Origin of the sequence: Pseudomonas sp. TNT2022 ID642, from assembly GCF_028656995.1 — a bacterium.
Classification (GTDB): domain Bacteria; phylum Pseudomonadota; class Gammaproteobacteria; order Pseudomonadales; family Pseudomonadaceae; genus Aquipseudomonas.
In genome coordinates, this window is sequence record NZ_JAMDGW010000006.1 from 51965 (window position 1) to 70947 (window position 18983).

An 18983-nucleotide genomic window follows, 5' to 3' on the forward strand; every position below is an offset into this window, starting at 1 on the left:
CGACTGATCTGATGCATTCGTCGGATCGCCGCCCGGAGCAGGCTCGCTCCCACAATGTTTTGTGTTGATCGAAAGATCTGTTTCTTACTGTATCCCCGCCCCGCTTTTCCCTCCTTCGCTTACAAACTCCCCCGCTGCGCGACACAGTCGCGATACACCGCCACCGCCTAATGGCCACACCCGAGCAACACCTGCTCAGGCTTGCGTCTTTAACGTGTGGTTGCGTTGTGCAGCCCAGGAGAATTTAAATGTCCCGTACTTCGACCCTCGGTAAAAAATCCATTGGCCTGATCGGCGCAGCCCTGGCTGGCGGCCTGATGTTGTCCGGTTCGGTGTTTGCCGCGCAGCCACTGGCACAGGGCTACATGGTCGCCTCGGCGGAAACCTCGGTGAAAGCGCCGGAAGGCAAATGCGGTGAAGGCAAATGTGGCGATGCTTCGATGGCCAAGACTGACAGCGATGGTGACGGCAAGGTTTCCCGCGCCGAATTCCTCAAAGTCGCGCCGAAGTCCGACTTCGACAAGATCGACACCAACCATGACGGCTTCATCGACGAGCAAGAGGCCTACAACAACGTAAAGGCCAACTTTGAAGCCAACGGCAAGAAGATGCCGAAAGGTCTGTTCGAGCACCTGAAAGATCAAGACGGCGTCTGACCGCCAGAAGAAAGCCGCGCTTCTCCTGTGAGACGCGCGGCTTTTTCATGTGTGATTGTTTACAGCTGGAAACGCCGCACCATGCCCTGCAAGGCATTGGCCAGTTGCGACAACTCATGGCTGGAAGCACTGGTCTGGTCGGCACCGGCGGCGGAACGTACCGACAAATCACGAATGTTCACCAGGTTGCGATCGACTTCGCGGGCGACTTGCGCCTGTTCTTCCGCCGCGCTGGCGATCACCAGATTGCGCTCATGGATCTCATGCACCGACGCGGTAATGGTTTGCAGCGCCTCACCGGCGCGCTCAGCCAGCGCCAGCGTGGTGGTCGCCCGCGCCGTGCTGGCCTGCATCGAATCCAGCGCCAGGCTCGAACCGCTGCGCATGCCCTGGACCATCTGCTCGATCTCCTGCGTCGATTGCTGCGTGCGATAGGCCAGCGCGCGCACCTCATCGGCGACCACGGCAAACCCTCGCCCGCTCTCACCGGCCCGCGCCGCTTCAATCGCCGCGTTGAGCGCCAGCAGGTTGGTCTGCTCGGCAATCGCCCGAATCACGTCCAGCACTTTGCCGATGTCCTGCGATTGATTGGCCAGTGATTGCACCAACTCACCGGTCTGTTGCACATCGCTGGCCAGGGCATTGATGGCTGTGGCCGTTTCACTGACGCGCACCTGCCCCAGATGCGCCGACTCGCTGGATTGACGGGTCGCGTCAGACGTCGACACCGCATTGCGTGCGACCTCTTCCACCGCTGCCGTCATCTGGTTGACGGCCGTCGCGGCTTGCTCGATTTCGTTGTTCTGTTGTTGCAGTCCCTGGGTGCTGTCGAGAGTTACCGCATTGAGTTCATCGGCAGCGGTCGCCAGTTGCGTGGCCGAACCGCTGATGCCTTGCAGCGTCTCACGCAGGTTTTGCTGCATGGTCGCCAAGGCTTTGAGCAAGCGGCTGACTTCATCGTTGCCATGGGTTTCGATTGGCCGGGTCAGATCACCCTGCGCGACACTTTCTGCGGCGCTCACGGCACTGCTCAGCGGACGAACGATACTGCGCGTGAGCATCATCGCCAGTGCCACCGTGGCCAGCGCGGCCAAGGCAATGAACAAGCTGACAATCGTGCGCGAGTTTTCGTAGTGCGCAGCGGACTTCTGGCTTTCGGCGGCGACTTGTTTGGCGAACAGGTCCGCCAGATCATTGAGTTGCTTGCCGGAGCCGTCGACCACTGTCTTCATGTCGATCAGCAACAATTTGGTCAACTCATCACGCTTGCCTTGCTCGGCGAGGGCGAACGATTGAGCAATACCACTGCGATACGCGACGAAGGTCTTTTTGAATTGGTCGTATAGCTGCTGGCCTTCCGGGGTATTGACCAGTTTGTCGTAGGTGGCGATTTTCTCGCTCAGCTCCTTGTCGCGTGTGTCCATCTGGCTGCGGTAGGTGGCGATATTGTTCGCATCCTGGTCCAGCGCCATGCGCAGTGAGATGGTGCGGATGCGCAGCATGATCTCGCGGATCTCGTCGCCGCCACGAATGCTCGGCAGCCACTGATTTTCGACCGCGACTTCACTGTCGCGAATGCTCGACATCTGCCCCAGCGCAAACACGCCGAGCAATGCCACCAACACCGCGATCAAGGCGAACCCCAGGGCCGCCCGGGGAGCAATATTCAACTGACGAAGCAACATGACGAACGCCCTTATTCTTGTATTGGCCAGATTCAAGGGGCGAAGCCATGGCAGTCCCCTCTTGTTAGCGGGCTATCGGCAGGTTGTATGATGACTTGAAGGGGAAATGAGTTTTTGTCGGACAAAAAAAATCCCCGTATCTTTCGATACGAGGATTTTTAATATGGTCGGGGTAAGGGGATTCGAACTCCTGACATCCTGCTCCCAAAGCAGGCGCGCTACCGGACTGCGCTATACCCCGGTAAAAAAAAGGCGACCTTTCAAAGATCGCCTTCTTCGATCAGCGCTTTTGGCCTCTGATCTTAAGATTCGATCCCAGCGCAAACTGGTTTCAAAAATGGTGGGTCGTGTGGGATTCGAACCTACGACCAATTGGTTAAAAGCCAACTGCTCTACCAACTGAGCTAACGACCCAAAAATGGTCGGGGTAAGGGGATTCGAACTCCTGACATCCTGCTCCCAAAGCAGGCGCGCTACCGGACTGCGCTATACCCCGGTTTGAAATTGGCTCCGTGACCAGGACTCGAACCTGGGACCCAATGATTAACAGTCATTTGCTCTACCGACTGAGCTATCACGGAACTACATATTTCAATTTACAACGGTGAAACTTGTTGCATCTAGTCACTCGTTCGCATCGCTGCGTTCGTGTGTCTGAGGCGCGCTATTCTACAACCTAGAACACCTCTGTCAACCCCCTAAATTGCTTTCAAGTTAATGATTTGCAACTTATTTCAGATTTCAACTCAGTGAGCTGAGACCGTCTTGGCGACTGACTGCGGGGCGCACTTTACAAGCCTTTTCCTTTGAGTTCAACAGCCTAACGAAAAAAAAGGCCCTACGATGTAGGGCCTGCCAATTTTCATTGGTGCTTGGACTCAGTTGAAAACGATTTCGTCGTTCTCGACCTTGCCGGTCGCCGTGTCGCCTGGCATGAAGTGACCCGAGAGAATCAACTGTGCCAACGGGTTTTCGATCCAGCGCTGAATCGCCCGTTTCAAAGGACGTGCGCCATACACCGGGTCGTAACCAACAGCGATCAGCTTGTCCATCGCTTCCGGGCTGAGTTCCAGCTTCAGCTCGCGCTCGGCCAGACGAGTACGCAGACGGCCCAACTGGATCTCGGTAATGCCCGCGATCTGATCCCGTGCCAAAGGCTCGAAGATCACCACTTCGTCGACCCGGTTGATGAACTCCGGACGGAAGTGCGACGTCAGCGCATCCATGACGGCAGCACGCTGAGCCTCGCGATCACCGACCAGCTCCTGAATCTGCACAGAGCCGAGGTTCGAAGTCATGACGATCACGGTATTGCGGAAGTCCACCGTGCGGCCATGGCTATCGGTCAGGCGACCATCCTCGAGCACTTGCAGCAAGATGTTGAACACATCCGGGTGCGCCTTCTCGACCTCGTCCAGCAGGATCACCGAATAAGGCTTACGACGTACCGCCTCAGTCAGGTAACCGCCCTCTTCGTAACCGACGTATCCCGGTGGCGCACCGATCAGGCGAGCCACGGAATGTTTCTCCATGAACTCGGACATGTCGATCCGCACCATCGCCTCTTCCGTATCAAAGAGGAATTCAGCCAGCGCCTTGCACAGCTCGGTTTTACCGACACCGGTCGGGCCGAGGAACATGAACGAGCCGCTCGGACGATTCGGATCGGACAACCCGGCGCGCGAACGCCGTACCGCGTTGGCCACAGCGACCACGGCCTCTTCCTGACCGATCACCCGTTTGTGCAACAGGCTTTCCATCTTCATCAGTTTGTCGCGCTCGCCTTCGAGCATTTTCGACACTGGGATGCCGGTCCACTTCGATACGACTTCGGCGATCTCTTCTTCAGTCACCTTGCTGCGCAATAACTGGTTTTCGCTCTTGCCATGCTGGTCGACCATTTGCAGGCTGCGCTCCAGATCCGGGATCACCCCGTACTGCAACTCGGCCATGCGGTTGAGGTCGCCTTTACGGCGCGCGGCTTCCAGTTCCTGACGCGACTGTTCGATCTTCTGCTGAATCTGCGCAGAACCCTGCACCTCGGCTTTTTCCGAGTTCCAGATTTCTTCCAGATCGGAATACTCGCGTTCGAGGCGGACGATTTCTTCCTGGAGTTTTTCCAGACGTTTCATCGCCGCTTCGTCGCTTTCTTTCTTCAGTGCCTGGGACTCGACCTTCAACTGAATCAGGCGACGCTCCAGACGATCGAGCACTTCCGGCTTGGAGTCGATTTCCATGCGGATGCGGCTGGCCGCCTCGTCGATCAGGTCAATGGCCTTGTCCGGCAACTGCCGGTCAGTGATGTAGCGATGGCTGAGCTTGGCCGCGGCGATGATCGCGCCGTCGGTGATCGCCACCTTGTGGTGAACCTCGTAACGTTCTTTGAGGCCACGCAGGATGGCGATGGTGTCTTCTTCGCTCGGCTCATCCACCAGGACTTTCTGGAAGCGTCGCTCGAGGGCCGCGTCCTTCTCTATATATTGGCGGTACTCGTTGAGCGTGGTCGCGCCAACGCAGTGCAACTCACCACGAGCCAGCGCAGGCTTGAGCATGTTGCCGGCGTCCATCGAGCCTTCGCCTTTCCCGGCGCCAACCATGGTGTGCAGTTCGTCGATAAACAGAATGATCTGTCCTTCCTGCTTCGACAGCTCGTTGAGCAGCGATTTCAGGCGCTCTTCGAACTCACCGCGATACTTGGCACCGGCAATCAGCGCGCCCATGTCCAGCGAGAGCAAACGCTTGCCCTTGAGGCCGTCCGGTACTTCGCCGTTGATGATGCGTTGGGCCAGACCTTCGGCGATCGCAGTTTTACCCACGCCAGGCTCACCGATCAGCACCGGGTTGTTCTTGGTGCGGCGTTGCAGAACCTGGATGGTGCGGCGAATTTCGTCGTCACGGCCGATCACCGGATCGAGCTTGCCGTCTTCGGCGCGCTTGGTCAGGTCGACGGTGTATTTATCCAACGCCTGCCGCGATTCCTCGTGATTGGCGTCATTTACCGCTTCGCCGCCACGCAGGTTGTTGATCGCGTTTTCCAGGGCTTTCTTGCTCACACCCTGACCGAGCAGCAACTTGCCGAGCTTGCTGTTCTCGTCCATCGCCGCGAGCAGCACCAGTTCGCTGGAAATGAACTGGTCACCCTTCTGCTGGGCCAGACGATCGGCCTGATTGAGCAGGCGCGCCAGATCCTGCGACATGTTGACGTCGCCGGTCGGGTTCTGGATTTTCGGTAATTGGTCGAGCTCTTTGGTCAGCTCTTTGCGCAAGCTGTTGACGTCGAAGCCCACCTGCATCAGCAGAGGTTTGATCGAACCACCCTGCTGTTCAAGCATGGCTTGCATCAAGTGCGCCGGCTCAATCGCCGGATGATCGTGGCCGACAGCCAACGACTGGGCGTCGGACAAGGCCAACTGTAATTTGCTGGTTAAACGGTCTATTCGCATAAGTCACCTTCCTTTTGAGCAGGCCGGACCTAAAAACCATCCTGAATAAAGAAACCTGCCAGATACCACTGTAGATGCGGTCGATTCTGGGAGATTCAAGCGTCAGAGGGTTGATTCAGGTCAGGCAAGTCTAGCGGGTGAGCCAGATAAGGGAGACAAAGCGACCGGTGCGTGGGGCACGGCGATAGGAGAAGAAGCGCGGATCGGTCACGGTGCAGAAACCGCCACCATAAACAGCAGTGACACCCCGCTCAGCCAGACGCAGGCGCGCCAGCAGATAGATGTCAGCCATGAACTTGCCGGCATTGTCGCTCGGTACGAACGCTTCTGCTGCTTCAGGCAGTTGATTGATGAAGACTTCCCGCACTTCCGGGCCGACTTCAAAGGCTTTGGGGCCAATGGCCGGACCGAGCCAGACCAGCACCTCTGCAGCCGGAACATCGAGGCTGTCGAGAGTTGCCTCAAGCACGCCCGCCGCCAGACCACGCCAACCGGCATGAGCCGCCGCGACACGCGTGCCGGCACGATCACAGAACAATGCCGGCAAACAGTCTGCCGTCATCGCCGCGCAGGCAATGCCCGGCGTTGCCGTCCAGCTGGCATCGGCGGTCGCGACAATGCCCGGATCAGCATGCGCCACGACAATTCCGTGCACTTGCTGCAACCAGGCAGGCATTATAGAGAAGTGATCAGTGAGGCGCCGACGGTTCTCGGCAACCGCCTCAGGACGATCATCGACATGATCGCCCAGATTGAGGCTGTCGAACGGCGCCGCGCTGACACCACCCTCGCGGGTGGTGACGCAGGCTTTGACGCTGGCCGGCGCAGGCCAGTCCGGCGTCAGCCAGTTCATCCGACGAAGGCCTCGCGATCCTGCTTGAGCAGGGTCAGCAGCCAGACGAAATCTTCCGGCAGCGGCGATTCCCAGCTCATGCGCTCACCGCTCGTCGGGTGATCCAGCTCAAGGAAGCGCGCGTGCAGGGCCTGACGCGGGAAATGCTTGAGCGATTCCACCATCGTCGGGTTGGCCGCTGGCGGAATGCGGAAACGACCGCCGTACGCCGGGTCGCCGACCAACGGGAAGTTGATGTGCGCCATGTGTACGCGAATCTGGTGCGTACGACCGGTTTCCAGTTTCACCCGTACATGGGTGTGGGAACGGAAGCGCTCCAGCACGCGGTAGTGACTGACGGCAGGCTTGCCGCCTTCCATCACCGCCATACGCTGGCGCTGCTGGCCGTGACGACCGATCGGGGCGTTGATCTTGCCACCGGCCGTCACCACGCCAATCACGATGCACTCATAGATGCGGCTGACGCTACGGCTTTGCAGCTGTGCGACCAGTTTGGTCTGCGCCTGAATGGTCTTGGCCACCACCATCAAACCGGTGGTGTCCTTGTCCAGACGATGCACGATACCGGCGCGCGGGACATTGATGATGTCCGGCACGTGGTGCAGCAAGGCGTTAAGCAGCGTGCCATCGGCGTGACCGGCAGCCGGGTGCACCACCAGGCCCGCAGGCTTGTTGATCACCAGGATGTCGTCGTCTTCATAGACGATGTCGAGTTCGATGTCCTGGGCGATCCACTCGCCCTGGGCTTCCTGCTCGGCAGTCAGCTCAAGGATGGCACCGCCGTGCACGATGTCGCGCGGGCGGATGACCGCCCCGTCCACAGTCAGGCGACCTTCTTTGATCCAGGCGGAAAGGCGCGAGCGAGAGTGCTCAGCGAAGAGTTGGGCAGCGACTTGATCGAGGCGTTGGCCGCCCAATTCGGACGGCACCTCTGCGCGAAGTTCAATTTTATCGGACATGCTCTGACTGTGCGTCGGCACAGCTTTTGGTTTCGGCTGCGCGCTTGTGGTTAAATACGGCGTCTTTTGCCCCGAGGCTTTTCAACGGGGCGCTCATCATAACAGGACGGCCCCGCCCAAGACAGCGGCCGTCATAGGGACGCAAGCCGCCATGCAAGTGAAACACCTGCTGCTGATCGCCATCCTCGCATTGACCGCTGCTTGCTCATCGAAGGAAGTCGTAGACGAAAACCTCAGCGAAGCCGAGCTGTATCAGCAGGCTCAGACTGACCTGGACAACAACAGCTACACCAGCGCCACAGCCAAGCTGAAGGCTCTGGAGTCGCGTTATCCGTTCGGTCGCTACGCCGATCAGGCACAGCTGGAGCTGATCTACGCCAACTATAAAAACGCCGAGCCTGAGGCTGCGAAGTCTGCCGCCGAGCGTTTCATTCGTTTGCATCCGCAGCACCCGAACGTGGATTACGCGTACTACCTCAAAGGTCTGACCTCTTTCGACCAGGACGTGGGCCTGCTGGCGCGCTTCCTGCCGCTGGACATGACCAAGCGTGACCCGGGCGCCGCGCGCGACTCGTACAACGAGTTCGCCCAGCTGACCAGCCGTTACCCGAACAGCCGCTACGCGCCGGACGCCAAGCAGCGCATGATCTACCTGCGCAACCTGCTGGCAGCCTACGAAATCCACGTGGCCGACTACTACCTGACCCGTCAGGCTTATGTCGCCGCTGCCAACCGTGGCCGCTATGTAGTGGAAAACTTCCAGGAAACCCCATCGGTCGGCGACGGCCTGGCGGTGATGACTGAAGCCTATCAGCGTCTGCATCTGGACGATCTGGCGGCCACCAGTCTGGAAACCCTGAAGCTCAACTACCCGAATCACCCGAGCCTGCAGGATGGCCAGTTCGTGCCACGGGTTGCCGAAGCCGACAACCGTTCTTTCCTGAGCAAGGCGACTTTGGGCCTGATCGAATCGCGTCCACCGCTGCCGCCGGGCGAAACCCGCGCCAACCAGGATGTGCAGAAGCAGTTCCAGGACGCGAAAGACGCGATCCCGAACGAGCTCAAGCCTAAAGACGAAAACGGCGACGTGATCGAAGAGCCGGAGCCTGAGTCGAGCAACACCGACCGCTCGTGGTTCAGCTACATGACTTTCGGCGTGTTCGACTGATCACACCGGATGTACAGAAAAGGGAGATCTGCGGATCTCCCTTTTTCATTTCCGCGCTTTAATAGGCTGTGCGCATGTCGGGTCCTTGGCTAAACTGCCGGATCATCAGTCGGAAAGCCGCTCATCATGCTTCGTTTATTGTTCTGGATCGTCGTGATTTTCGCCGCGATATGGTTGTGGCGTAAATTCAAGGCGCCTGCCGCGTCCAATCAATCCAATCGCGCCCCGCGCGAACAGGACGCGCCACCGATGGTGCGCTGCGCCCATTGCGGCGTGCATCTGCCCCGCGACCGTGCGCTGAGCGTTCAACAACAGTGGTATTGCAGCCAGGCTCACCTTGAGCAAGGCCCGGGTGCCAGTGATCGCTGAGGCCGCCAGCGCCAACAGCAAACAGGCGCAGCGCCTGCTGCGCCTTTATCATCTTTACCGCCTAAGCGTCGGCATCACACTGGTGTTGCTGATCTCCAGCAACATGGACAACCGCCTGCTGACCTCGGCCAATGACGAATTGCTGCGCGGCGGCAGTTGGCTGTATCTGATCCTCAACATTCTGTTGGTGGTGTTCCTTGAGAACACGCGAAGGCCGGCGCAACTGTTCAGCCTGGCCCTCGTCGATGCCCTGCTTTTATCCGGTTTGTTCTTTGCAGCGGGCGGCGTTGGCAGTGCGCTGGGCAATTTGCTGATTGTCTCGGTAGCGATCAGCAACACCTTGCTGCGTCGACGCATAGGTCTGTTGATTGCCGCTATCGGCGCGCTGGGCATCGTCGGTTCGAGTTTCCTGCTGAGTTTCAACCATCCGCTGAGCGCCAATGAGTACCTGCAAGCCGGCACCCTCGGCGCCCTGTGCTTTGCCGCGTCGCTGCTGGTGCAAGGGCTGATCAGTCGCCTCGAAGTCAGCGAGACACTCGCGGAAAAACGCGCCAGCGAAGTCGTCGGCCTCGAAGCCCTCAACGCACTTATCCTGCAACGCATGCGCACCGGCATTCTGGTGCTCGATGAGGAGCGGCGGGTGCAACTGGCCAACCACAGCGCACAAACCCTGCTCGCGCAATCGCATCTTCAGGGGCATCTGATCGATGACTATTCGACGGCGCTGGTCGATCGCCTGCAACTGTGGATGAACAACCCGACCTTGCGCCCGCAGAGCCTGAAAATCCCCGGCAACGGCCTGGAGCTGCAACCCAGCTTCATCGCCCTCGAACAGAGCCCCAACCAGCAAACCCTGGTGTTTCTCGAAGACCTCGCGCAAATCGCCCAGCAAGCGCAGCAACTGAAACTTGCCGCACTCGGCCGCTTGACCGCCGGCATCTCCCATGAGATCCGCAATCCGCTGGGTGCCATCAGTCACGCCGCACAGCTATTGGCTGAGTCCGAGGAACTCGATAGCGCGGATCGGCGTCTGACGCAGATCATTCAAGACCACTCCCAGCGCATGAACCGAGTCATCGAAAACGTCCTGCAACTGTCCCGCCGCCAACAGAGCGCCCCGCAACGGCTGGATCTCAAGCCATGGCTGGAAAACTTCGTCACCGAGAGCCGCGAACAGGCCAGCGAGCGCCAGCAGATCCACCTGCGGACCCATTCGGGGGATTTCACCACGCTGATGGACCCCGGCCAGCTCACGCAAATTCTCGACAATCTGTTACGCAACGGTTGGCGCCACAGCGCCCTGCTGCACGATCAGGCGCAAGTCTGGCTGGCCCTGTTCATCGACCCCGACAGCCAGTTGGCGGTCCTCGAAGTGCAGGACAACGGCCCCGGCGTGCCAGCCGGTGAACAGACGCATCTGTTCGAACCGTTCTTCACCACCAGCAGCCAGGGCACCGGCCTTGGGCTTTATCTGTCCCGTGAGCTGTGCGAAAGCAACCAAGCGCGCCTAGACTTTCAATCACGCCAAGGCGGCGGCTGCTTTCGCATCACCTTTGCTCACGGACGGAAACAAAGTTGAACACGAGCCCACGGCAAAAAATCCTCATCGTCGACGACGAACCGGATATCCGCGAACTCCTGGAAATCACCCTGGGTCGGATGAAGCTCGACACCTACAGCGCACGCAATCTGGCTGAAGCCCAGGCGCTGCTGAACCGCGAGAGTTTCGACCTGTGCCTGACCGACATGCGCCTGCCCGACGGTACGGGGCTGGAACTGGTGCAGCACATCCAGCAACGTTATCCACAACTGCCGGTGGCGATGATCACCGCCTATGGCAGCCTGGAAACGGCCATCAATGCCCTGAAAGCAGGTGCATTCGACTTCCTGACCAAACCGGTCGACCTCACGCGCCTGCGCGAACTGGTCGGCACAGCCCTGCGGATGTCGGCGGCGGGAGGCAGTTTCACCACGATTGATCGACGCCTGCTCGGTGATTCGCCGCCGATGCGCAGCTTGCGCAAGCAAATCGACAAACTCGCTCGCAGTCAGGCGCCGGTGTACATCAGTGGCGAGTCGGGCAGTGGCAAGGAACTGGTCGCGCGGCTGATCCATGAACAAGGGCCGCGCGCCTGCCAGCCTTTCGTGCCGGTGAACTGTGGGGCGATCCCTTCCGAGCTGATGGAAAGCGAGTTTTTCGGCCATCGCAAAGGCAGTTTCACTGGCGCGGTCGAAGACAAGCCGGGGCTGTTTCAGGCCGCCCATGGCGGCACGTTGTTTCTCGATGAAGTGGCGGACTTGCCGCTGTCGATGCAGGTGAAGTTACTGCGCGCGATTCAGGAAAAAGCCGTGCGCAGTGTCGGCGGCCAGCAGGAAAGCGTGGTCGATGTGCGGATTCTTTGCGCCACCCACAAGGATCTCGATGCAGAGGTCGCGGCCGAACGCTTTCGTCAGGACCTTTACTACCGCCTGAACGTGATTGAATTGCGCGTGCCGCCCCTGCGTGAGCGCCGTGATGACATTGAAGTGCTGGCGGCCAATATGCTCAAGCGCCTCGCCAAGGACACCGGCCAGCCGGCAGCACGCTTGCATCCGCAGGCGTTGGAAGCGCTGAAGAGTTACCGGTTTCCGGGGAATGTACGGGAGCTGGAGAACGTTCTCGAACGGGCGCACACCTTGTGTGAAAACCGCACGATCGAGGCTGAAGACTTACGTTTGAGTGAAGGCAACTGCGCGGCGGATGGTGGGATTGCCGATCTGACCCAGATCGATAATCTTGAGGATTATCTGGAGAACGTCGAACGCAAACTCATCTTGCAGGCGCTGGAGGAGACGCGCTGGAATCGTACTGCGGCGGCGCAGCGGTTGAGTCTGTCGTTTCGGTCGATGCGCTACAGACTGAAAAAACTCGGTCTGGATTAAATCCTAAAAGATCGCAGCCTTCGGCAGCTCCTACAGGAAACGCATTCCAATGTAGGAGCTGCCGAAGGCTGCGATCTTTTGATCTTGCTTTAAATGCGACCCTCAGGCGCATACGGCGCCGGATCAATAATGGGCGCGCGCCCAAGCATCACATCGGCAAACAACTGACACGACGCCGGCGCCAGCACCAGTCCATTGCGGTAATGCCCGCAGTTCAACCACAACCCGTCAAACCCCGGCACCCGGCCAATGTACGGAATGCCCTCCGGCGAGCCCGGACGCAACCCCGCCCAGTGCCCGACCACTTCGGCATCGGCCAACGCTGGCAGCAATTCAACCGCCGAAGCCTTGAGACTTTCCAGTGCAACCTCGGTTGGGGTCTTGTCGTAACCTTCGTGCTCCAGCGTGCTGCCGATCAGGATATGCCCGTCGCGACGCGGAATCGCATAACGCCCTTTGGCCAACACCATGCTCGGCAGAAAATCCGCCGCACACTTGTAGAGAATCATCTGGCCTTTGACCGGTTCGACCGGCAGCGACAAGTCCAGCGTCTTGAGCAAATCACCGCTCCACGCACCGGCCGTCAGCACCACCTGATCGCCCTTGATCACGCCCGTGGATGTCTGCACGCCAACAACCCGCTCAGACTCGCGGACAAACCCGCTGACTTCGCACTGTTCGTGGATGGTCACGTTCGACAGCGCTTGCAAGGCCGCTTTCAGCGACTTGACCAGACGCGGATTACGCACGTTGGCGACATCGGCCATGTAGATCGCCCGCGAGAAACCACCACCGAGCACCGGCACCGCATCATGCGCCGCCGAGATATCCACAGCACGCAGCGGACGGTTTTCCCGCTTGGCCCAGGCCAGTGCTTCGGCTTCATCGTCCAGATCCAGCCAGTACAGGCCGGTGGTGTGCACTTCAGGATCCACTCCAGTGTCAGCGAACAAGCGCTCGCCGAGCTGTGGATAAAAATCCTGCGACCAGTGCGCCAGCGCCGTGACCGCCGGGCTGTAACGCCACGGATACAACGGCGAAACGATACCGCCGCCGGCCCAGGACGATTCCTGGCCGAGGTTCGAGCGATCGAGCAGCACCACACTGCACACTTCGGAGGCGAGGTTGTAGGCAGTCAGCAGGCCAATCACCCCGCCACCGACAATCACCACTTGCTGTTGCCTGGTCATGTTTGATCCAACCGTAAAAAAGACAGTGGGCGCAAAAGGCACCCGAAAGAAAGCGCCTCAGCGGCCCCAGCAATCCTTGGTGGTCAGCCCGGTCGTCGCGTTGTTCATGCTTCTGACACCGGTGTTGGTCAGGGTGAAATCCCCGCACTTGTCGGTGGCCATGGAGGTACCCGTTTTACGGGTAGCGGTCAGCAGGAAGGTCTGGTCAGCGATGGTCGGGGTGAGGGTGTAGAAATCATTGCCCGTGCTGAGTCCGGTGATACCGGTGTAGACATTGTTCTTGGTGTAGAAGCGTTCGAGGCTCTGAGCCTGCTCCGAGAGCAGCGACACCACTTCGGCGCGGCGGCCCTTTTTCAGGTACTCGGTATAGCTCGGTGCGGCGATGGTGATGACGATCCCGATGATCGCAATCACGATCATGATTTCGATCAGGGTGAAGCCTCGGTTGAATCTGCGCATGCCTCAAACTCTCACTTACTGTATTTGTCGCCACATGATACGACGGCTGCCACCGCCGCCCTTTTCTACAACCACCGTGATGGTGCCGCTGCTGTCCGTCGTGAGCTTGCCTGTGCCGGCATTGATAATGGCGTTCAGGGTCGGAATGCCCCCGGTAAAAATCACACCGCTGGAAATAGTGTCGGAGCTGTTGACTACTCCATCGGTATTGGAGTCAATCACGGCGTAGTTGAGCATCTTACCGCTGAACGCATCGAGTTCGACCAGTTTGCCTGTACCAAAACTCGCACAAGGGTCAGTGGTATCGACACTCGCCGTGGTGAAGACGATACGACCCAGCACCATACTCGCCTGATTAATGACCCGCTCGCCAGTCAGCACGTTGTTATACACCAGCGGCAGATACCAGCCCTTCTCCCCCGGATAAGTCGTGTCATTTTGAGTTGTGGTCAGCAATTGCCCGGAGCTGCCGGAAAATGAACCGGTTATCGCCTGCGGCTGCAAACTGCTGACGGTGAGCTGTCCCGAACCCCCATCGGCATCCCACACCGAGTAAAACGCCTGCAAATCCTTGTTGGTCTTGTCTGCAGTTTCGTTGAATTTACCGGTACCGACGAAAATCTGTTTGCCGCCCAATGAATTGTCCGCAAGCAATGGTTGCGCGGTGATCGGCTGACTCGCGCCGCCTGCCGTGGTGAACAGCGGTTTGCCGGAAAACGCCACGCCCCAGCTGTCAGGCGCACTAGCACTCAGGTCGAACTTCCACAATCGCCCTCTCAAGTCACCGCCATAGGCAGCCTGCACCACATTTTGCGAATTGACCTTGAGCTTCACCGACGACAGACCGTTAGTGGTTTCCGAACTGTCGATTACGATTTTCTTGATCAACGAACCATCGCGTACATCCAGCACGTACAACGCCGCCACACCGGAGTTGCTGCCGTAACCGTTGGAAATGAACGCCGCCCAGCGACCATCGGCCAAGCGTGCCACTTCCGGCCGGGCGTAGGCATAACCTAGATCATTGAAAACATTAGCGGTGTTCGCGGTCGTTGGTCCACTCACTTCCCACAGCGCACGCATTACGTTGCCAGCCGAAGCGTCGAACAGTTGCAGCGCATAGAACGTCTTACCGCCGGCGCCGGTACCGCCGATGGCCAAGGTTTTCCAAGCGCTGTTGAATTGCGCGTCATAAACCCCGACCTGGCCATCGACCAGAAACTTGTGGCTGACACCGTTGATGTAGGTTGGATCGGCAATCAGCCGCAGCGACGGCAATACACTCGACGGCATATAACCGTAACGCCGGGTGCCGTTGGCCGAGTTGATCACGTTGACGAAACCGTCGTTGGCATTTACCACCAGGCTTGCATTCATGTTCGCCGCTTTAGTGGTCAGGTAGGAGGTGTAAGAGGTATCGCCCGACAGGTCTGAGGCGGTTTTATCGGTAGGTGAAGCCAGCACCAATGGCGAATTGATGATGTCGCCCAATAACACGCTACGTGACTTGAGCCCGGTTTTATTGGTGCCCTTGCTCCACTCCACCAGGTCGATACCGGTAATGCCGGTGGGCAGGCCCTGACTCAGCGTGGCCTGCTGTGCGGCGGAAAAATTTCCGTAGGCCAGCGTCACGGCGGCATTGCTTGCGGTGTTCCAGGATTGATAGGTCGGTGCAGTCGCACCTGGCACGATTGTCGTGTCAGTGCTCCAGAGTGCTGTCGATGTATTAACGGTTCCGGTCGAGGTAAAGCCGAATGATTTGATCGTGCCGCGCCAGTCCCTGGGATCGTAAGTAGTCTGATAAAAACTACTGCCACTGCTGGTCGTTGTCCCACTGACGGTGCCCGCCCCGCCGGAACCGGCCTTGGAGGTGATATCACTCAACGCCGACGACAACGCGGCGTTGAGGCCGGTGCTGTCAGTCGCCTGGTAATACCTGCCCTGTCCGTAACTGGCCGCGTCCGACAACATGTCGTTATCGGCGGTGAAGCCCACGGTGTAGGTATTCATGTTCTGCTTGGGAAAATCCACCGCGTTCCAGCTCTTGCCCGCCGCGTCAGTACCGGTCGAACGCATATCGATGTCAAAGGCAAACTTGGCGATGTCATCCAGATACAGCGTATCCCCTTCGTTATCGCCATTGAGGTTGTTGCCGTCATTGTTGACGCCATCCCAGTTCGGCAAACGACTGCCGCCCAACGGGTCATTGGTGGGGAAAGTTCGGTCGAAAGTCGGCAAGCCGTCGGTGATCACCACTCCATAGTTTTTCTGGCAGCGGTACTGAATCGGACTGGTGTAGGTGCTCGGCGTGCTGTTGTAGTAAGGCGCCATGCCGCGCATGTAGCGGGTGATTTCGTAATAGGTTTCAGCCAACGGCGTGTTGGCCACTGCGCTCAAGCCGTTGATGGAAGAAATCAGTGCGTTGTAATTCGTGTCGGCCTGAGCTTGAGTCACGCTGCCGGACACCGGCGACAAATCGCTGATCGCACGGGCAATGAAACCGCCATTGCCGGAGTTGTTGCTGGTGGCCGGATTGAACGTCGACAGACCAATACGCAAGGTGCGGTTGCTGCTGACCAGTGCGGTGGAGACGTTGCGCGCAACGTTGATGCGGTAGTCGTTGGGGATCGCCCCGGTGGTGAAATCGCGGGTGCCGTTGTTGATGGCCAGGCCGACTACGTAGGAAATGTAATCCCCTGAGTAACGCGTATTGCCGCTGCCGACCGGATCTGGCAGTTTCAGGCACAACGGCGCCAGACTGTTGTTGTAGAACGCATAGGCGCCGCCCGAGCAACCGGATGTCGGCAGGCTCGACAGAAAGATCGTGTCGCCGGTGATCGTCGTCGAACTCAGGCATAAACCGAGCAAGGCATTACATTGCCGCGCCGGTGTGCGATCAACCGTCGGATCGAACCCAGCCGCATAAATGATGCTGTTCATACTCCCCGAATCGTCGATCAGCAGCATGACGTTGGGTGGCACCGCCGCCGCACTCAACAGCGGCGAATCGGAAGGCGTGAACGCATACGCCGGCGCGGCCAGATAAAAGCTCAGCAGCATGCCGATCAATAGTGATATGCAGCGCTCAATACTTCGCATAAACACTCTCCACCACACTGCGCGAAGTACCGGCGATGCCGACCGCTGTAACCCGATACAACGTCGCCGAGGTATTGCTCGGCACGTTCACCGCCGTGAGCGTGGTGCCGATATTCTGCACACCATAGAAACCATTGCCGGCGGCGATCCAGGTCACCCCGGAGGTCGAGTTGAACCCCGCCGCGCTGACCACTGATGACTCCGCTGGCGGCGCGCATTGAGTGGTGCCGCTGCAAACGGCCAGCGCATAGCTGTCCAGTTGCACAGCGCTTTCCCCCACACGCAAAGCCGCTTCAGCGGTCTGGAACGACTGATTGCGCAAACTCACGCTGCCGGCCATTTTTTCCTGCAGGTTGGCGCTCTGCATCGACGACAAACCAATCAGGGTCAACAACAGCAGGAAGACCAGACTGACCAGCAAGACCATGCCGCGCTGCGCCTGACGGGTATGAAGAGAAATCCTCATCAGCGCGCCCTCACTGCAAGCGGTTGCGCAAAGCGGCAACCACGTTGAAGGTTTGATTGCGCACCCGGTTGTTCGGGTCGGTGAGAGTCAGGCTCAGGCGCACACTGCGGATACGCGCCGGATCACTGGGGTTGGCGCTATAAGTCGAAGCGGCCACATCTGTCGCGGAACTGGCCAGACCGAACATCACGGTGAACGCACTGACATTGTTCACCAGCACCTGCTGCGTCGGTGTGCCGCTGCCGGTGCCCATGAGAATCTGATTGTTGCTGAAGCTGTAGATCAGACGCCGGATCGGGAACGCGATCTGCCCGCTCGCCGGAGAGCGCAAGCCGGTATAGGCCGTTGCACTGTTACGGCAGTCGGAGAGCACCGTCCAGGTCGGCGTGCCCCCGCCGCTGCCGATATCGGCGGTGACCAGCGTCAGTTTCAGGTTGGCATTGTCCCAACTGATCGGCATGACCTGCGCAGCGTTGAAGTCGCCCGCGGAGCTCGAATCGAGGATGGTGCCCAGACAACCGAACATCCCGACCATGCGAATTTCCTGAATCATCTTGCTCAATACGAACCGCGCGTCTTCCTGCATCGCGGCGGCGCTGTTCTGGCTGACATAAGTATTTTTCGCCGCGATGAAAATCTGCACCACGCCCAGCACCACAATCAGCCCCAGTGCCAGGGCGACAAGCATCTCGATCAGACCAAAACCACGCTGACCACGCCTCATGGTGTAGCCACCGGATCGACGGCGGCGCGGCTGGTCAGGACAAAACTGCGTTGAGCGCTGGCGCTGTTGGCCGCTCGCGCATCGCTCCAGTTAATGGTAATCGTGTAAACCCGCTGATTGAGGGTGATGCTGCCTGTCGCGGTCGGGCCGCCGAAGTTGACGATGTTGGTGGTGAAATCGTAGAGATCCTGGTCGCGCGCAACGCTGAGATTGCCCGAAGTCGGCGGCGTGACGGTGTAGTCGGCGCCGGAGTTGGCGCGGATGCGGTCCATCATGTCGTAGGCGATGAAACTGGCCTGGCTGGTCATCCGCGAGCTGTCGGTGTACTTCAGCGCATTCAGTTGCACCGCTGCCGCGCCCAGCAGCCCGACCGTCAGAATCAGCAACGCGACCAGTACTTCGATCAGCGTCATGCCCTGCTGTACGTGTTGACTCCCTGCCCTCATCCGCAACTTCCACCCAATTGAATTCGTCCGTTCAAACACACGTTCAGCGTCCTGCTTTGCGTTCCCAACGTGTAACTGATGGTCACCGCCGTCGACGGCGCTGCCAGGCCACCGAGGTTGTTGAAATCCAGTGCGGTCACTCCTGAGGGTAGCGTCAGAGTGGCGCCGCTGCTCATCGCGGGAACAACCCGCAACACATTGGCCGGATAGCCAGTACTGTCGTAGACCGTTAACTCACCGGTCCAGACGCTGCCGCCAGCGGTTGGGCGCAGGCGCAGGGTGGTGCCACGGTCGATCGCTTCGAGCCTGGCGAAATTGATCGCTCGCTGCAGGTCGCCCATCTCGGTATCGGCCTTGCTGCCCTGTATCGAACGAGTGAACGCCGGCACCGCCAGAGTGATCAGGATCACGAAGATCGCGATCGCAACCAATAACTCGATCAGCGTGAAACCTTTTGTACGAAGATCCATCAATGCCCTCCGTTGCCGTCGGCTATACCTGCTTCTACACGCTAGAACATTCAACCGGCCCGCGTCGGTTGATT

General features: G+C 59.0%; 16 protein-coding genes, 4 tRNA genes and 1 pseudogene. 5 read left to right on the plus strand and 16 right to left on the minus strand.

The features are described from left to right. Positions 1 to 248: 248 nt before the first annotated feature. Positions 249 to 656, plus strand: a complete 408-nt coding sequence (locus tag M5G26_RS04965) for an HvfA family oxazolone/thioamide-modified RiPP metallophore (protein ID WP_273914600.1) — start codon at positions 249 to 251, stop codon at positions 654 to 656. A 59-nt stretch (positions 657 to 715) separates the two neighbouring features. Here the strand turns inward: M5G26_RS04965 and M5G26_RS29485 are convergent, their stop codons facing one another. The 9 genes and pseudogenes from M5G26_RS29485 to rluD all read right to left on the minus strand — a co-directional run bounded on the left by M5G26_RS29485 (position 716) and on the right by rluD (position 7596). Then, positions 716 to 1579: a methyl-accepting chemotaxis protein gene (locus M5G26_RS29485; protein ID WP_371044025.1), complete on the minus strand. Its 864-nt coding sequence runs from the start codon at positions 1577 to 1579 to the stop codon at positions 716 to 718. Further along, positions 1571 to 2341: pseudogene (locus tag M5G26_RS29490) on the minus strand (MCP four helix bundle domain-containing protein); the annotation flags it as partial. The pseudogene M5G26_RS29490 and the gene M5G26_RS29485, both read right to left, overlap by 9 nt. Positions 2342 to 2505: 164 nt before the next feature. Continuing rightward, positions 2506 to 2582: transfer RNA gene (locus M5G26_RS04975), tRNA-Pro, on the minus strand. A 97-nt stretch (positions 2583 to 2679) separates the two neighbouring features. Continuing rightward, positions 2680 to 2755: transfer RNA gene (locus M5G26_RS04980), tRNA-Lys, on the minus strand. Positions 2756 to 2760: 5 nt separating this feature from the next. Continuing rightward, positions 2761 to 2837, minus strand: a tRNA-Pro gene (locus M5G26_RS04985). A gap of 9 nt (positions 2838 to 2846) precedes the next feature. Then, positions 2847 to 2922 (minus strand) — tRNA-Asn (locus tag M5G26_RS04990). A gap of 297 nt (positions 2923 to 3219) precedes the next feature. Next, positions 3220 to 5784 (minus strand): ATP-dependent chaperone ClpB, encoded by a 2565-nt coding sequence (clpB, locus tag M5G26_RS04995; protein WP_034153867.1) that lies wholly within the window; start codon positions 5782 to 5784, stop codon positions 3220 to 3222. Between the two features lie 130 nt (positions 5785 to 5914). After that, entirely contained in the window at positions 5915 to 6637 is a 723-nt protein-coding gene (gene pgeF / locus M5G26_RS05000) for a peptidoglycan editing factor PgeF (protein ID WP_273914602.1), read from the minus strand. Next, on the minus strand, positions 6634 to 7596 hold the full coding sequence (gene rluD, locus M5G26_RS05005; RefSeq protein ID WP_042610487.1) for a 23S rRNA pseudouridine(1911/1915/1917) synthase RluD: 963 nt from the start codon (positions 7594 to 7596) through the stop codon (positions 6634 to 6636). The genes pgeF and rluD overlap by 4 nt, the downstream gene beginning before the upstream one ends. A 151-nt stretch (positions 7597 to 7747) precedes the next feature. Between rluD and M5G26_RS05010 the strand changes: the two genes are divergently transcribed. The 4 genes from M5G26_RS05010 (at position 7748) to M5G26_RS05025 (ending at position 12055) form a co-directional block, all read left to right on the plus strand. Continuing rightward, complete coding sequence (locus M5G26_RS05010; RefSeq protein ID WP_093434846.1) at positions 7748 to 8764, plus strand: outer membrane protein assembly factor BamD; 1017 nt, start codon at positions 7748 to 7750, stop codon at positions 8762 to 8764. Positions 8765 to 8890: 126 nt separating this feature from the next. Continuing rightward, the gene (locus M5G26_RS05015) at positions 8891 to 9133 is read left to right on the plus strand and encodes a PP0621 family protein (RefSeq protein WP_038361669.1); all 243 of its coding nucleotides are present in this window, start codon (positions 8891 to 8893) and stop codon (positions 9131 to 9133) included. After that, entirely contained in the window at positions 9123 to 10712 is a 1590-nt protein-coding gene (locus M5G26_RS05020) for an ATP-binding protein (RefSeq protein ID WP_273914683.1), read from the plus strand. The genes M5G26_RS05015 and M5G26_RS05020 overlap by 11 nt, the downstream gene beginning before the upstream one ends. Continuing rightward, positions 10709 to 12055: a sigma-54-dependent transcriptional regulator gene (locus tag M5G26_RS05025; RefSeq protein ID WP_273914603.1), complete on the plus strand. Its 1347-nt coding sequence runs from the start codon at positions 10709 to 10711 to the stop codon at positions 12053 to 12055. The genes M5G26_RS05020 and M5G26_RS05025 overlap by 4 nt, the downstream gene beginning before the upstream one ends. 89 nt (positions 12056 to 12144) lie before the next feature. Here the strand turns inward: M5G26_RS05025 and thiO are convergent, their stop codons facing one another. The 7 genes from thiO to M5G26_RS05060 are packed head-to-tail and all read right to left on the minus strand — an operon-like array spanning position 12145 to position 18909. Further along, positions 12145 to 13245, minus strand: coding sequence for a glycine oxidase ThiO (gene thiO, locus M5G26_RS05030; protein WP_273914604.1), 1101 nt, complete (start codon positions 13243 to 13245; stop codon positions 12145 to 12147). A 57-nt stretch (positions 13246 to 13302) separates the two neighbouring features. Then, positions 13303 to 13704: a type IV pilin protein gene (locus M5G26_RS05035; RefSeq protein ID WP_038361678.1), complete on the minus strand. Its 402-nt coding sequence runs from the start codon at positions 13702 to 13704 to the stop codon at positions 13303 to 13305. Between the two features lie 15 nt (positions 13705 to 13719). After that, on the minus strand, positions 13720 to 16803 hold the full coding sequence (locus tag M5G26_RS05040; protein ID WP_273914605.1) for a pilus assembly protein: 3084 nt from the start codon (positions 16801 to 16803) through the stop codon (positions 13720 to 13722). Continuing rightward, positions 16790 to 17269, minus strand: a complete 480-nt coding sequence (locus M5G26_RS05045; protein ID WP_134177300.1) for a pilus assembly PilX family protein — start codon at positions 17267 to 17269, stop codon at positions 16790 to 16792. The genes M5G26_RS05040 and M5G26_RS05045 overlap by 14 nt, the downstream gene beginning before the upstream one ends. A 10-nt stretch (positions 17270 to 17279) precedes the next feature. Next, complete coding sequence (locus tag M5G26_RS05050) at positions 17280 to 17993, minus strand: PilW family protein (protein ID WP_273914606.1); 714 nt, start codon at positions 17991 to 17993, stop codon at positions 17280 to 17282. Further along, on the minus strand, positions 17990 to 18439 hold the full coding sequence (pilV, locus tag M5G26_RS05055; RefSeq protein WP_273914607.1) for a type IV pilus modification protein PilV: 450 nt from the start codon (positions 18437 to 18439) through the stop codon (positions 17990 to 17992). The genes M5G26_RS05050 and pilV overlap by 4 nt, the downstream gene beginning before the upstream one ends. Beyond that, positions 18436 to 18909 carry a GspH/FimT family pseudopilin gene (locus M5G26_RS05060; RefSeq protein WP_273914608.1) on the minus strand — a complete coding sequence of 158 codons (474 nt, stop codon included), beginning with the start codon at positions 18907 to 18909 and terminating at the stop codon, positions 18436 to 18438. The genes pilV and M5G26_RS05060 overlap by 4 nt, the downstream gene beginning before the upstream one ends. Between the last annotated feature and the right edge of the window lie 74 nt (positions 18910 to 18983).